At 47.6% G+C, this 15,294-nt stretch carries 9 protein-coding genes; 2 read left to right on the forward strand and 7 right to left on the reverse strand.

Annotated elements, in window-relative coordinates:
• Positions 1-7 precede the first annotated feature (7 nt).
• A complete protein-coding gene (locus tag ICL07_RS07760) occupies positions 8-1,576 on the forward strand; it encodes a SusD/RagB family nutrient-binding outer membrane lipoprotein (protein ID WP_188087350.1) in 1,569 nt (522 codons plus the stop codon).
• A 37-nt stretch (positions 1,577-1,613) separates the two neighbouring features.
• Here ICL07_RS07760 and ICL07_RS07765 read toward each other — a convergent pair whose 3' ends face one another.
• From ICL07_RS07765 to ICL07_RS07795, 7 genes are all read right to left on the reverse strand, one after another.
• Positions 1,614-3,608 (reverse strand): amidohydrolase family protein, encoded by a 1,995-nt coding sequence (locus tag ICL07_RS07765; RefSeq protein ID WP_188087351.1) that lies wholly within the window; start codon positions 3,606-3,608, stop codon positions 1,614-1,616.
• Positions 3,609-3,696: 88 nt separating this feature from the next.
• The gene (locus tag ICL07_RS07770; RefSeq protein WP_188087352.1) at positions 3,697-4,779 is read right to left on the reverse strand and encodes a hypothetical protein; all 1,083 of its coding nucleotides are present in this window, start codon (positions 4,777-4,779) and stop codon (positions 3,697-3,699) included.
• Complete coding sequence (locus ICL07_RS07775; protein ID WP_188087353.1) at positions 4,776-8,726, reverse strand: DUF4280 domain-containing protein; 3,951 nt, start codon at positions 8,724-8,726, stop codon at positions 4,776-4,778. The genes ICL07_RS07770 and ICL07_RS07775 overlap by 4 nt, the downstream gene beginning before the upstream one ends.
• Positions 8,727-8,754: 28 nt before the next feature.
• On the reverse strand, positions 8,755-9,570 hold the full coding sequence (locus ICL07_RS07780; protein WP_188087354.1) for a hypothetical protein: 816 nt from the start codon (positions 9,568-9,570) through the stop codon (positions 8,755-8,757).
• A gap of 14 nt (positions 9,571-9,584) precedes the next feature.
• Entirely contained in the window at positions 9,585-10,067 is a 483-nt protein-coding gene (locus ICL07_RS07785) for a hypothetical protein (RefSeq protein ID WP_188087355.1), read from the reverse strand.
• Positions 10,068-10,091: 24 nt separating this feature from the next.
• Positions 10,092-11,402, reverse strand: coding sequence for a hypothetical protein (locus ICL07_RS07790; protein WP_188087356.1), 1,311 nt, complete (start codon positions 11,400-11,402; stop codon positions 10,092-10,094).
• Positions 11,403-11,434: 32 nt separating this feature from the next.
• On the reverse strand, positions 11,435-13,282 hold the full coding sequence (locus ICL07_RS07795) for a type VI secretion system Vgr family protein (RefSeq protein ID WP_223151772.1): 1,848 nt from the start codon (positions 13,280-13,282) through the stop codon (positions 11,435-11,437).
• 408 nt (positions 13,283-13,690) lie between these two features.
• Between ICL07_RS07795 and ICL07_RS07800 the strand changes: the two genes are divergently transcribed.
• Positions 13,691-15,268 carry a hypothetical protein gene (locus ICL07_RS07800; RefSeq protein WP_188087358.1) on the forward strand — a complete coding sequence of 526 codons (1,578 nt, stop codon included), beginning with the start codon at positions 13,691-13,693 and terminating at the stop codon, positions 15,266-15,268.
• Positions 15,269-15,294 lie beyond the last annotated feature (26 nt).

Consider the following 15,294-nt stretch of genomic DNA (forward strand, 5'->3'; position numbering starts at 1 on the left):
ATCAGACATGAATCGTAGAACCAGAAATATACTAGCCGCCTGCCTGATACCCGTGGCGATGACAGGCTGTAAAAACTTTGACGACCTGCGGGTAAATCCCAACGTGTCTGTAGTAGGCACGCCCAAACTGCTGCTGACAGGTCTTGAAATGGATATGATCGGAGGACAAGGCTCCGCTCAAAGTGGCTTCAATTCAGGTAGTGACCTCAGTGGAGATATGAGTAACAGTCCCTGGAATTATACCCATATGAGCAACCAGTTCCTTGTATTGGGCCACGACTACTATGGCAGCCAGGACTACACCTGGAATAATGGTCTCAGCTATTTTGGCAGTCTGCGTAACTCCGCACAGCTGGATATTGAAGCAGCCAAACAGGGAACGGAGCTGGCAGCGCCCTACTATGCCATCAATAAGTTTATCCGGACGTTCTATTTCCTTTCCATGACTTCCCAGATGGGGGATATTCCCATGTCCGAGGCCACCAAAGGCGCCGCTGCCGGTATTTACGCCCCTCGTTACGATGCACAGAAAGATGTGTTTCTGCAATGTTTCAAATGGATGGAGGAAGCCAACGACTCCCTTGCAGCCATCTCCCTGCGTAATCCCAGGGCTACCGTTGACGGTGACATCTTCTATGCCGGCAACCTGTTGAAATGGAGAAAAGCGATCAATACCTGCTATCTGCGCGAGCTGATGAACCTGAGCATTAAAATAAATGATGCTTCCCTGGACCTGAAAGGACGTTTTAACCGTATCATCAGCAACCCGGATAAATACCCGCTGATAGCGGACAATGCGGATAACCTGCAAATGAACTACAACGCCACGCAGAAAAGCAACAACTATCCGCTGTATCCTATGGAAGTAGGCGTACTGTCTGCCAAAAGAAACGCGCTGGGCAGCACCTACATCAATATCCTGGATTCCCTGCGTGATCCGCGTGTATTCATTATAGCCGCTCCCGCCGATTCCCTGCCTGCTGTTCCCGGCAATCCATTTGCCCGTTACAAGGGCGCTAATACCGGCGATCGCCAGGACCAGATTTACATCGATATCAACAAGGGTAAATACAGCACCTTTAAAATCAGCTACTGGCTGAGCAGCCCTGCCGGTGTTCCTGATATCCAGCTGGGCGCCAGTGAAACGCATTTCCTGATCGCGGAAGCCATCAACCGCGGCTGGATCGGGGGCGATGCGGCACAGCATTACCAGGACGGTATTACCGCCTCCATGAAGTTCTATGGTGTAACCGATGCGGATATTGCCGCCTTCCTGGCACAACCCATCGTACAATACGCCGGCAACAACGATACCGGGCTGAAACAGATACTCACACAAAAATATGTAGCCTTCTTCAACAACGCCGGATGGCAGGCATATTACAACTATCGTCGTACAGGCGTGCCCGTGTTTTCCATCGGGCCTTCCAACCAGAACGGCGGTAAGATACCCACGCGGTTTATCTACCCGCAGTCAGAATACCAGAATAATAAAGCAAACCTGCAGGAAGCCCTCAAACGGCAGTTTGGCGGCTCCGATACCCGGAATGACGTGATGTGGATGTTGAAGCCCTGATAACGAAGAAGCCGGTCTTTCAGACCGGCTTCTTTATTTAAAACGGTTGAATAGAAACCGCTTTGTACAACTTCGCAGGATCGTATATCACCCCGTCTTTGAGGACCAGCTTCGTATGCCGTACGTTGCTGATATTTTTCACCGGATCGCCTGCTACCAATATCATATCTGCCTTTTTCCCGACCCGGATACTACCCAGGTCCTTGCTTTTACCGGTATATTCCGCCGTACCAAAAGTAGCCAGCTGCAATACCTTTTCCGCCGGGATACCCGCTTTTACATACAACTCCAGTTCCCGGTGATAATCGAACCCCGGTGTACCGTCGGTGCCGGCTACAATACGGATACCATTATCATACAGCAGTTTGGTAAGTTTCAGGAAGGCATCAAACGAACGGATATACGTAGTATCCATTCCCGGGGGAACCGGTATGCCACCGCCGCCGGCACGCATACTGGGTTGTATTTGCACCGGGAAGTGATCAATAATCGTTTTGTTTTTTTCTGCCAATACCCCGTCCCTGCCGGTCATCATCGGTTCAAAAGCTACCAGGGTAGGATCAGAAGCGATCTGCCGCTGTTTCATCAACGCGATGAATTGTTTTACCGGCGCGCTGTTCAGGTCCAGGGAAGCCGCCCTTTGGGCAGGAATAGCAAATCGTTGGGGCGTACGCGTATCAATGGTATCTCCAAAGAAATTCAGGAATAACATATTCATATGCGTTACCTCGTTGTAGCCGGCTTCAATAGCCTGCGTGGCCGTCATATAAGCCGGTATGTGGCCGCACACGCGCATATGGTACTTTTTAGCCTCCGCTATCAAAGGTTTTACCCATTCCGGTTTAATGGTACTGTAAAGTTTAATCTGATCGTATCCTTTGGCAGCAAACAAGCGGACAAATTTTTTACCTTCTTCCACATTGTTAATCAGCATACCGGTAGGAGCAGCGGTAGGACCAGCACCGTCAATCAGGCCGCTGATCACCTCCAGGTGCGGACCTATCAGTTGCCCGTTATCAATCTGTTTTCTGTATGTCAGTAATACCGTATCGTTACCCATATCCCGTACATGGGTAACACCGGCGGCCAGGTGCAAAAGGCCTTCGGGGCCGTCGCCCATATGGACATGCATATCCCAGAAACCGGGTAACAGTGTTTGCCCGCTGCCATCCACTATCCTGGCGGCTTTTGCGGTGATCGGTTTGCCTACGGACACCGCTTTGATTTTACCTCCACCGACCAATACATCGGTATGCGGCAGCAAAGCGGCTTTCTCCGCATCAAAAAGTGTTACGTCACGGATCAGTATATCACCGTTTACCTTCTCAGGTATTGTTTTGGCCAGCTCGCTGTCGTGGGCCCGCTCAATTTTCTTTTGTGCCGCCAGTAGTTCGGGCACATATTTTTCGTACCCCTTCCGGATGGCCGAAAACCAGTCGCTCAGGACACCAAAGGAAATATCCTGGTCATCCACCCAAACATAAGCCGGTGTCATACTCATACCGGAAATACGGCATAAATGCAGGGACTTGTCGCCCGCTTTATACGGTAACACTTCTTCCAGCGTGCACTCGCCGGAAGGCAATAAGGTAATCTTGTTATGATTGGCTTTCAGCGCTTTGATAAGGTTGCCGCTTTCTCCATCCAGGTGTATATAAAACGCTTTCCCGGAGACAGTCTTGCTTTCGTTTTCAGCCTTATTCTTCCATTTCGCCACACCATCTGTCAGCGAAAAGTCTTCTGTCAGGGGCTTTTTGTAGTAATCCACCCCTTCCATGTGCGCATAGGTAGGAAACCCCTCTTTATCCTCCCGGTAAATGGTGTGTACACTGTCGCCTCTGCCGCGGTCGTTGTAATGGTACCAGGACTCAAAAGCGCCAGGGGATGTTTCCACCACCTTCTTTTCACCTTTGATATTTCCTGTTAAAATGAGAGCGTATTGAATCGTATCATGTTGCTGTGCCGGTGCAGTGAGTGGTGCACACAAAACGGACAGCAGAAAAATTCTGAAGATGGCATTACGGGGGATCATAAGCAGATAGTTATTTTGGATTGAAAGGAATGAAGTAAATATAACGAATATTTACCTCATTCCTTTCCTCCACCTGCCGGGATCATGATTACTTTTTCTTCAACAGGAAAGCCACCCGGCCGCCGTTGGTGGACTGTACGTCCAGATAGGGGCAGGTCAGGCGGTATTTACCTTCCTCATCTTTCCACAGATATCCGAATCGTTTTTCTCTTTCTATCAATCCACTACCGCCATCCAGCACCTGTTTGAAGGTAAAGAACAAATTACCTTCCCTTTCGGTGGCGGCCAGCAGGTATTTACCATACACCTGGTAACCGCTTTCTGTCAGGATAGTGGAATCACCGCTTACCTTTAGCTCCACCTCTACCTGGTCCCTGGAATCGCCGGCCTTTTCATTCAGCAGCGCAGTATAGGTACCTTTCCAGCTATCATTGATGGCCACGGTATTTCGTGGGGTCGTTCCTGTTACAATTTCCAGTTGAACATGATCTACATTACTAACATCGTCTACCGGCTGAGTACTCCTGATGTATACCGTATGGTTGTCTTTCCAGTAGAGCCCGGATACAAACCAGCGGTAAGGCTGAAAGAAAATCTTCCTGATCACATTATTCTCTACCGCATAAATACTGATATCTTCTGTAGGCGGCGTAACATTTTCGTAGGTTTCGTAGGGGTTGTATTGATGGCATATCAGCAACTTACTATCCGGTGATACCTGCGGCACATTCTGCAGTGTATCTTTTTGACCGGTAGCTTTATCGATAGCCAGGCAATAGCGCTGCTCATAGCCCTTTACGGTAACCAGGTACCTGTTGAGCGACGCAATATATCCGGCATATTTAAAGGATATCCTGTTTTCATCATGCGGCACGCCTTCATTATTTTTCAGTATTACCGGACCTCCCTTATCAGTAGGAATGTTTAATTCTCCATTCACAACAGGAAACTTCGCCGAATCGAGCGTGATCGGGTTGTTATAGGAGGCCTCATACTTTTTAAATGTTTCCCCCGTAATACTGCTGATTTCCACAGTAACCGGCGGCAGTATAGCCACAGCCTTCCCACTATCAGGCTTGCTGGCAGCAGTTACGCTGTCTGTGGCTGTTTTATTTTGCACTGCGCCGTTGCAGGCATATAGGAAAATTAATAACGATAGTAACTTTCTCATTCTTTTACTTCTTTATAGTTGGGACTGTAATGCTGAATATGCAAATGGTCATTATGATCATTGTCAGCATCATTCTGACAATGGTTCAGGAGCTGGTTGCCGTTATAGGTTTGAGACAACATGCTTTTCCAGCCGAACTTATACAGCGCATCATTGAATTTTTTCTGCCGGTCCACATCCATCGCTTTCCAGCCTGCTGTTTCCGAGGCGGAGAACAAATCAATTTTATCAATTGCTTTGTCTTTCCGCAGATAACGCAAGTCGCCGTTGTAGCCGTTTTTATGGGATTTGCTCGGAGAAGAACTACCATTGGCATGACTGAAGCCATTGAAAGTATAATCTTCATACCCACATTCCAGCAACGCACCCAACAGGCTGCCCAGTGTTTTGTCATTCACAAAGTACCGGACCGTGTTCAAAGTTAATTTAAATTTCACGTCGCCGTTGGCATAGTCTTTCAACTCCCGGATATCAATCAGATCCACCGTTTTACCACCGTAAGTAGCGCCGTAATTGTTATTAATGGTTTTAAAGTTAAATATTCCCAGTATATGTTCCTTTGAATTTTTATCGTGATAAACATATTTGTACTTTTTCTTGTACTCTTCTTTCACCTCTTTGGGCACCTGGCGTTCCAGGCGGCCATCGGCGTAAATGTGATAAGTCACTATTTCTTTGGCATCGAACACGCCGGGTTTCTGCTGGCAGCTGAAATCCGACGCTTTATGGCTTTTCCCTTCTTCATAGATTTCATTGATAGCTTCCTCAAACTCCCATACCTTGGATGAACCCTTTTTACCGGAATAGTATTTTTTTCTCCCTTTTTCGTCGAAATAATATTCATCCTTTTCCCGCTTAAACATCTTGTTATCATCATAAGCAGGGTTGCTGCTGTCGTACACCACATAGTTGGGCTCATCGCCATGACCACAGGCCGCAGGGTAGTTGATCGCCAGGTAGAGGTCTGTTTTGGATTTGTACTTCGCTTTATTTTTCGTCAGGAATTTCTCCACCCATTCCAGCTGTTGCTCCGCTGTCAGCTTCATCAGCTCGGAGCGTTTTACGCCCAGGTCCAGTGCAGCCGCTTTACCAATTTGTACCAGTCCAACGTACCCCTGGCGGGAGTCATCTTTATGGTCCTTGAAGGTACCACATTCAGGACTGAAGCTCCTGGAGCTTTCCAGCGCCATCACCGTCATCAGCCAGTTGGCGCCTTCGTTGTCTTTAGTAGGCAATCCCAGTTTAGCCGCCATCTGCACTACTCTTTTCCGGAAGGCACAACTTACCTTCGCGCCCCATACCAGGTCATATTTCTGGCACATACATTCCGTCACCGCCCTATCCATCGGCTCTCCCAGCACCGCCGGGGCCACCGGTCTGGTAGCGTTGTTCAACTTATCTGCCTGTGCAGCGGACAATTTGATATGATGGTAAAAGTTGATATCCGCCGGATTATACGCATTGGCATCGGCGATTTTCTCCGGGTACATATAATTTACCAGCGTCTTATCGTCTTTGGTCTTTTCATATTTCAGCACTACATAGAAATTACGCAGGGCATTATCCTGCGCAGCCACACCTGTTTTGAGTTTGGAGGTATCCAGGTTAATGGGCAACGTTTCATTCGCCAGCACTTTGAATTTGCTGTGCTGTACACATTTGTCTTCTGCCTTGTACTTGTTTTCCCACAGTTGAAAAATCAGTTCCTCCCCGGCGAGATTTTTTGTTTGTATGTGGATTTTTATTTTCTCTCCGTATGGATATACCTTATAGGCCGGATAGTCTGTACTGTCGAAGAAAGAAACGCTGACGATTTCCGGTTTTTTGCTGATATAAATAAAATTCCCTTTTTCATTTTCTGTAAGATGACTGGCTTTTGCCGGGAACCAAAACTTTTTACCCTCGGAATTGACTGTTTTGGTCCCCTGGAACTGAACCCCCGTAGGCTTTTGCAGCACACCGAAGAAAACCCGGTAGTAATCCCCCTGGAACCATAACGCAGATAACTTCTCCTTCAGGTCGTTGGTTTTCACATCCAGCCGTGCCTCTCCTTTAGCGTCGAAGGTAACGTTGCCTAAGTCTTTGATGTAGTTGATATCATCATCGCCGTCATATTCCAGCGCATGCAGGTTGACTGTTTCCCCTGTCGCTTTCGGGCTTACGATCACCGCTTTCAGGGTTTCGTTCCAGCCGGCTTTGGGTTTATATTTATTGTCAGCATCCGTAAAACACCAGCGGGTTATTTCCGCCAGATCGGCATTGATATCGAGTTTTTTGGAGGAACCGCGCATGGTGGCAGATACCACGAACTTACCTTTTGCCGGCGCGAACACATGTTCGCGGGTAGCGCCGCCGCCGCCGGCGGGCACCCAGGTGACAGGGCCATCCAGCTCAGGTTTATAGGGCATCAGCAGGTCCGCTATCAGCGTATATTGTTTACCCACTACCCACTGCGTATCTCCATCTTTCACACGCAGACCGGTAATTTCATTCTGTTTCACCTCAAAACACCAGTCATCCTCCGACCTGGCAGCATTGGCACTGGGCTTACCCTTTTTTGCATCCCAGGCATCAGCATGAGACACATAAGCCTCCACCACATACTTACCGGGTGTCATAAAATGGATATGACCATCCAGTTTCAACTGTGAACCGGTACCTACCAATTTACCGTTGAGCTGCCATTTAATGGCATCGTTCTCAAAGTCCTTTGCCGGCGAGGCGTAAGACATCTTAGATACGTTGAAGCTCATTGAAGTGCCGGGCCGGATGATATGGGTACCTTCCGTATTCGCCACGCTCACGACACTGTTAGCTTCAGATATCAGGTCCTTGCTCACTTCCTGCGATGTTCCTTCCGTGTCTCCCGGCAGCATCATGGCTGTCACCTTATAGGTCGCCGCACTATTCGCGGGGGTAAAAGTAATGGTATCCGTACCTGGTTCCGTGGGACCGGCAATCAGGTTGCCGGCGGCGTCTGTCACCCGCATGGATACACGTTTTTTCTCTTCCTCAGTGGCAGGGGCGATATCATATTTTGCGCCGATGGTAACTGGAACGCCTCTACGTACCCGGTACTGTTCCGGTTTTGCGTTCTTGCCCGGTATTGCAGGAATGATCCGGCCCATACCGGCGCCGATTTCAAACTCTTCTTTCAGGGAATTGTTCACCACGGAGACATCGATCGCGCAACGGGTATCGTCCTGTACATCGGGACCGGTTTTCCCGAAAGCGATCACCCGGTAACTGCCAATTTCATCAAAATTAAGGCTGAACGATGGGCCGGTCTCTTCAAAGACCTGGGTACCACCGTTACCGGTTACTTTCCAGCCTACCTTATCTTTATCCGCTTTAGCGGCATTATAATAACTGACTACTTCAAACTTGAGCGATTCGTTGGGCCGTACCCGTAATACCGGTACCGGAGCCGATTTGTCCGCAGCACTTTGCAGTTCCGGTGGAATACGTTTATCCGCCTTTACCTTGATCTGTTTTACCTGCGGCTTTTCCTTTTTGGAATCCGGTTTAGCTGCCATAGGATTGAGCACAGACAGGCTTTCCACTTCTACCTTATCAAAATGCGCCTGGGATACCGCCGCTTCCTGGCCGTGGTATTCAATGGAAATAGCACTGTCGCCGCCTGTAGCACAAGCCGCAGTACTCTCTTCCGTGAGAATTTTTCCGCCATTGGTGAGGGTTACTTTCTGGTAAAAGTCTTTCCAGGCGGTTACGCCGGGGGTACAGGCGCTCCGGGAAATGGAACAACTGCCGAAAGTACCGGCTTCAAATGGTTTACCGATATCTTTTGTACTGGCAATTGCTTTGGAATTACCGGCGTTATCATTGATATAGTCCTTGTCGTTAGCTATTACTTTTAGTTTGTCGACCGTGCTTCCGTACTTACAACGACAAACCGCTCCCTGTACTACAAAATGTTTATCAGCCATTTTACTACCTGATTAAATACAAACAATTTTATTTTCCCATCGCAGCATGTTCTTCCATACAAACAATGCCGATGGATATTTGATGGTGTTGATCTGCCTCCCTGACGGCCCATTTCCCTTCTAACTGCTGAATGTAGTGACGGGTGGGGGTTAACGTGCATTTGATATCCAGCTGTCCTTCACGGTATAGTGACGGCGTATCTGCGGACAGCACCCCTTTCTGCACAATCACATCGGGTACACTGCCGAAAGGGGTTCTGTTCTGTTGAATATCAAAAGACAAAGGCGGCGCAAAAGGAATAACAGGATAGGTTACTTCCCGTTGGGTTTTATAATTGGCAAACAAAAGGGGGAAATATATACCCAGGAAAAGATCGCGGGACAACGATTGCCGGAAGGCTTCCGGGTCCCGCAGCGTAGCATCCGTATGCTGGATATACGTTTCTGCCATCTCCCCGGTAAAATAACGTTCCAGCTGTACTTTCTTTTCCGTCCATCGTTGCAGAATGCCGGCGTAATTGGGTACGGCAGCAATGCGGCCTCCGTTTTCCAGCTTTACCTGTAAAGGATAAATGACACTGCCACATTGGGCGGCCAGGTCTCCTGCCAGGTAATCCCCTGCCAGTGAGCCGTTTATCAGTATATCCGTTCGCGTGATACTGAAAAACACCAAACTGCTATCTCGTGGATAGCTAAGCCGCTGTACGGTAGTATTATACCGGATCGTTTGTGGTGCAGCTGTTTCAAAAACAATGGTGACGGTATGGATACAGGGAGGCTGCGCTGGTACCAGCTGCCAGGTTGGGCTATCTGCCAATGGTTTTTTAAAAAAGGAAAAGGCCATACTTTTTTACAGCATTAATGACCGATATGGTTATTATAACTACCCTCCAGTTCCTGCCTGGTAAAGGTAAAATGATAGCTTCTGAACGAGTCATCGTAGTAAAAAGACGCCACGCATTCCGGGAACTTGGGGCTTTTATTCACCACCTGCCAGTAGGCATGACGCGCAATTTTAAAAGCCTCCTGTTTCAGGCTATCCTGTTTCAGGGAGTCTGTTTCCAATCCTGCGGGACTTTTAGCAAACGTCATGATGATCGCGTATTCTGTTTTTCTGGCGGTATCATTCATGAAGTAGTTAGGCTCCCGCCAAATGGACTGACAGTTATACGTGGTACGCAGTGAATCGAGATAATTTTTTTCAGCGGCAGTTAACTTGCTCACAGGTGGCGTAAATATCCACAATACGATAGCAAAACTATAGTAGTATACCACGCCGATGATGGCCAGTACCACGGCAGCAACGAGGATCCAGATTTTTGTTTTTTTGCGAAGGGCCATTATTCCTTTTTTAGATTGAATTAGTTACCAATTTACGTAATCATTTCCCTGATAGTGCTTATACATAGTATCCTTCTTTTTCAGTTGCCTGAATTGGGTACCTTTTTTCAGGCCGGTGGCGTGAAATAGTTTCTTTTTTGTTTTTGCAACAGCGAAGCCAGCGCCGCCCAGGCTGGGGGCCGACTCCGTTAAGGTCACCTCGCCTCCGGGCGTCAGCTGGATACTTTCCAGGTCTTCCAGCCAGTCCCACACGTAGGCCTCGGATTTCGTATACATGTGCCCGTATTCGTCGCCGGAAGGGTTCTTTACCTGACCGGCCGCCTGGACACCCTTGATATAGTTACCATCGTTCATATTCTTGAACATCAGCACCGGGTCTATGCTGATATCGATCTGGAAGGTACAGGAGGAGATGGTAGCCGAAAACTCACTTACGTCTGCCGGGGAAAAATGTACGACCTTTCTCACCTTCACCCCTTGTTCCCTTAATACACTCACAATCCCTTCCGCGTAAGCGGCGCCCATACTGTGCGACACCACATATACCGGTGTAAGGAACTGATCATCCGCCCCTTTCTCCTTAAAAATAAGCTGGTGGAAAGAGGACTGGGGATTATTGAGCCTGTCTGTAGCAATACGTTTCCCTTCATTAAACCGCAGTTTACCGGAAGACAGCATGGTATTGGCTCCGTTGATAAAAAGTTTTTTCTGTGCGTTGAAATATTTTTGTGCTGCCGTCACAAATTTATTGGCCCAGTATTCCTTGCCGGCGTCGCCGCCAGCCATGGGCAGGTCTTTGTTCCAATAGCCGTTTACAAACAGGATCACCGGCTCCGTTTCTTTAACGGTAGCGGCTACACTCACCGTTTTTACCGGGCGCTGGAAACAGGCAAATATCTTTGTTTGTTGTACAACCGTATGGGCATTGATTTTATATTGAATAGCCACCGTACCATCCTTTACAGTGCCGCCGGTGTGGATATGCGCCACCTGGCCGTCATCCAGCTGTTTGGACCACTGTACCTGTTGCAGCTCCTTATCCGTTGGTTTACGGCTGAACTGTGTAGCTTTAAAGACGTACCATTTTTCCTTATACATCACGTTGACCAGCTTGCCTTCTTCATCAAACGGGCCTTCCACTTTTTTAACCAGCAGGGTGTTCTTTTGGGTGGCTTCGTAGGTACCGAAGCGTACACCTTCTTCCTGGCCATGCATTTTTACGGATTTAGCTGCATTCAGCGTGGTTTCAGCGCTGCTGTTCCAGCGTACGCCTTCCCCGTTTTCCGTATATTTTTTGGAGATCAGGATGATGTTTCCTGCGTTTTTCTCTCCCATTGGTTTTCAATTTAAAAATGGTGGTGGGTTAATCAGAACAATTTTGATTTCTCGGCACTCTTGACTTCTACCGATTTGCCGGAATTAAAGGTCATTTCTTCTTTGGAGCTCTCCACTTTAATCTGTTCAGCTGTTTTCTCGATTTTCTTCGCCTGCACATCCATCCCTTCCATGGCTATTTTCGTGATATTGGTAGCCGTAAGTTTATAATCATTTACAGAGAACTGGTTCATGGAATCGCCGGCGTTGTGAAGGATATTCATGCCCGCAATCTGGCTCATATTCATACCGGCTACATGGGTCATGTTCGTACCCGCGTTTACGTCTACCCGTTCCCGTGCGTCCATAATAATATTCCGTGCATTGAGTTTAATATTCTCCGGGGCCGTGATGGTGATATTCCGGTTGTTGGTATCCAGTACTACGATATTACCGCCTTTGTCCAGGATCGTAATGCTTTCCTGGCCGTTGGTATCGTCCAGCCGGATGGTATGCCCGCTGCGGGTTTTGATGACTTTGATATTGTTCTGTGCATCGCCGTATCCCGTTTTGGCGTTACCGTTATAAGCCGCTGCAATGGCGAAAGGAGCTTCCGCATTGCCATTTTCAAAATCCACCCACACCTCCTCGCCTATTTCAGGAATAAAATAAAACCCTTTATCGGCGCCGCCATGCGGCTGCATCAGGCGTATCCACGGGGTTTGACCTTTCTGCCAGTTAAACCGAACCCGGATACGGCCCAATCCTTTGGGATCGTAATTATCCGTTACCACGGCGCTCTGTGCCTCGCAATAAGGCACATTCCCCAGCTCCATGTCCGGAGCGGCCGCCGATGCCGGGATGCCTTCAAAGAGGTTGTAATAATCGCCGTTACCATTACAATGATGTTCCAGGGCGGTGATCATAAACTCGCCGTGACTGGCGGTAGACAACACACTTTCCTGTATCTCGATCGTATCTCCCAACCGCAGGCCGGTGTTTTTGCTTCGTCCTTTCACCCGCACCATCTGTGCCATCCGCGCCTTTTTACGGCGCAGGGTGAGGTCGTCCAGTTCCGCTTTGGCATTACTGGTAAAGGCAAAGGGTACTTTATATAATGAAGACTGATGGTACAGCCTTTCGCTCAATGATTGGGCATGTTCTGTATAGGCATCTGTTTTTCCCGATGTCTTTTGCAGGGTGGCATCTTCCACTACCTGGTACTGACGGTAGTCAAACCCGTTCATCGCCTGGTTGTTGGGTTTAATCTGCAGCTCCAGGTCGAAATTGATCAGGTCTACCTGGTGCACCAGGGTCGTTTTTTGGGGCGTATACTGTCCGAATATCAGTTGCTGGCCATTGTAGAAAAACCATTCCCCATAGCGCTGCGACAGGCGGTGCAGGAAGTCAAACCCTGTTTCCTTGTACTGAACGATGTATTTCAGGGACCGGTTGGTTGCCGGTTTCACTTCCGGGCGGCTGGCAAAAGGATTACAGGCTTTCAGCACGGTATTCACAATCGCTTGCAGGTCCTGCTGTTCGTAAGCACGGATATGCGGGTCCGCATCCAGCAATACGGAAGGACCACTACCTTTAAAGATGCAGCTGCCGTTGGTACCATCGTCTTCCTTGCCGGCGCTGACGGCGGTAATAATACCGTTAAACAACATAGGACGGAACCCTCCGGCGGTTTCTACCGGCTGGATAGCGATTCGGATTTCTTTGCCCAACAGGGATTTACCCGCAGTAATAGGATGGTTACCCGATTTGGAAAGCCATTCATATCCTATTTTCAATTCAAAATGGTGATGTCCGGAAATAGTTTGTTCAAGACGAAATGACTGAAACTGTCTGAACTGCTCATCTTCAATAGATACAGTGGTTACGGTGTACAAGGCCATAGATTGCGGTTTGATATGGTATAGCTCCCGGGTTACCATGGGTTAATGGTTTTAGGGCAAGCCGGGTTAAGCTAACAAACAGGGTTTGAAATTAATGAAATTATATGACATGAATGTTAAATTTGTTAGTACCTCTATGAAAAGAGGTCCGACTAACATAAAATAATGTAAAAACCGGATCAGTAAAATACCAATTAGTGGGTATTTTTTAAATCGAAGACACTCCTTATCTTTAAATATACGCTACAAGCCAACACTGTCGATAGCCCTGTGGATACAATGATTTTTTAGCACGGTCTGCATAACTGCACAACAGGTGAGATCCCCTCATCATTTACCAGTAATTGCAAGTAGCCCTATACGTTAGCCGAGTCCCTATATTCAATTCAGATATCTTAATTATTAATTATGCGAGTGTATTACGCCCTGGTGGCACCCCTTATTTTGTTCATTACCCTTGAAATGACATCTACCGCGAATGCAGGTATCAATGGTCCCCGTTCCGCCTTCGTGGAAAAACCATTATCACTTACCAGGCCGGACACCGGTGCGCCGGTAATTTATCCGATAAAGCCAGCGGCGGGACACTCAGAACGCAAAACAACCAATAAACCTGCCTCAGATGAAAGAGAAAGCTCCCGGGAGACTATCATCTTTGATGCCACTGCCGATCCTATTCTGGTGGTTCCGGAATATGTGAAAGAAGGAGCAGCTATTTACATTCAATACCTGAATGTAAATCCGTGGGCAGTTGAGTCTAATCCTGTTTTTCAAAATATAAACAGAGATTATTCTACCGGGCTTAGTGAGTTACAAGGACAACTGGGTATCATGACCCAATCAAAAGATACTGGAAAAGTGAGTAAAGCTCAAAACGCTGCAGAGAAGAAGTTTATAGAAGAATATGAAAAACATGGAGACATTATAAACAAAACCTTCAAAGAGATTGAACAGAAAATAATGGTAGTTAATGGGATCCTTGAACTTGATTCTGTGTTAAAGGTTAATATGGCGAACCCAATGTTAACAAACAAGGAGCAGATAAGCGCCAACATTTTAAACCATGCACAGCAATATGGATTAGATAGTATCAACAAACTCACCAGCTTCGTGAAGGAAAACGTGAAAGAAATATATAAGGGGGCCTCGACAGTAAATAATGAAGTCAGTTATCTGGAAAGATTCCTGGAGGATACCAGGAAAGGTATTTCGGAAAAACAAAGGAAAGATTACACCGAAAAACTAGCCGGTTTCAAAAAGACAGCCGATGATTTGGTGAAGATTTACACGCCAAATTCCAAAATCGGAGCTTCCGCCTCCGCCCTTCAAGCCAATATCACCATGGTCTTATCCTTACCATTCAGCCTACAGCCTAAAAAAATTGGTGCGGCCCGTGGCGATTATTTCGAATTTTCCGATGAACTAAAAGACAAGAAGGGCAATTTGATCGTTAAAATTGACCCTCCGTTTCGTATTAAAACCTATGGTGGTACCAGAGTGGATTTTAGTGTAGGCATCGGGGTTAACATCTGGGGTAATGGTGCGGACTATCAGTTCAGAAAAAACCCCACAGATGCGCAAACCGGTCCTGATACCGCTAAGGTTATCCTCGCGGAAAACAAAAGCAATAAGGCACTTAAGTTCTCCCCGATCATCGGCATTCATTGGTACAAAACAACCCGGCATGCTGTTCAGACCATGTTAACGATCGGCGTTTCACCCGACTTCTCCACCCTGGCTGAATCCAGGCTTTCTGTCGGTGGCGGCCTCGGTTTTACATCCAGCACAGACCTACTGCGCAGGATCGTTATCAATGGAGGTATTTCCGTTGGCTATGCGGATAAACTAAAAAGTGAGTATCAGAACTGGGAAAGTTACAACCGATTCGCTAATGTTGATATTGCCAATATGACAACCAAAGTACCACAGGTAGGCGCCTTTATAGCCGTCACCTTTAACGTGGGCAGTTTAAGCAGCTCAAAATAGCTACAGATTATTCATCCCTAAAACAC

This window comes from Chitinophaga qingshengii, assembly GCF_014529935.1.
GTDB classification, from domain to species: Bacteria; Bacteroidota; Bacteroidia; order Chitinophagales; family Chitinophagaceae; genus Chitinophaga; species Chitinophaga qingshengii.

Bases quoted from the DNA above. Each gene is read 5' to 3' on its own strand.
- ICL07_RS07795 (WP_223151772.1), bottom strand. From the start codon at position 13,282: ATGGCCTTGTACACCGTAACCACTGTATCTATTGAAGATGAGCAGTTC.
- ICL07_RS07775 (WP_188087353.1), bottom strand. From the start codon at position 8,726: ATGGCTGATAAACATTTTGTAGTACAGGGAGCGGTTTGTCGTTGTAAG.
- ICL07_RS07765 (WP_188087351.1), bottom strand. From the start codon at position 3,608: ATGATCCCCCGTAATGCCATCTTCAGAATTTTTCTGCTGTCCGTTTTG.
- ICL07_RS07790 (WP_188087356.1), bottom strand. From the start codon at position 11,402: ATGGGAGAGAAAAACGCAGGAAACATCATCCTGATCTCCAAAAAATAT.
- ICL07_RS07785 (WP_188087355.1), bottom strand. From the start codon at position 10,067: ATGGCCCTTCGCAAAAAAACAAAAATCTGGATCCTCGTTGCTGCCGTG.
- ICL07_RS07800 (WP_188087358.1), top strand. From the start codon at position 13,691: ATGCGAGTGTATTACGCCCTGGTGGCACCCCTTATTTTGTTCATTACC.
- ICL07_RS07760 (WP_188087350.1), top strand. From the start codon at position 8: ATGAATCGTAGAACCAGAAATATACTAGCCGCCTGCCTGATACCCGTG.
- ICL07_RS07780 (WP_188087354.1), bottom strand. From the start codon at position 9,570: ATGGCCTTTTCCTTTTTTAAAAAACCATTGGCAGATAGCCCAACCTGG.
- ICL07_RS07770 (WP_188087352.1), bottom strand. From the start codon at position 4,779: ATGAGAAAGTTACTATCGTTATTAATTTTCCTATATGCCTGCAACGGC.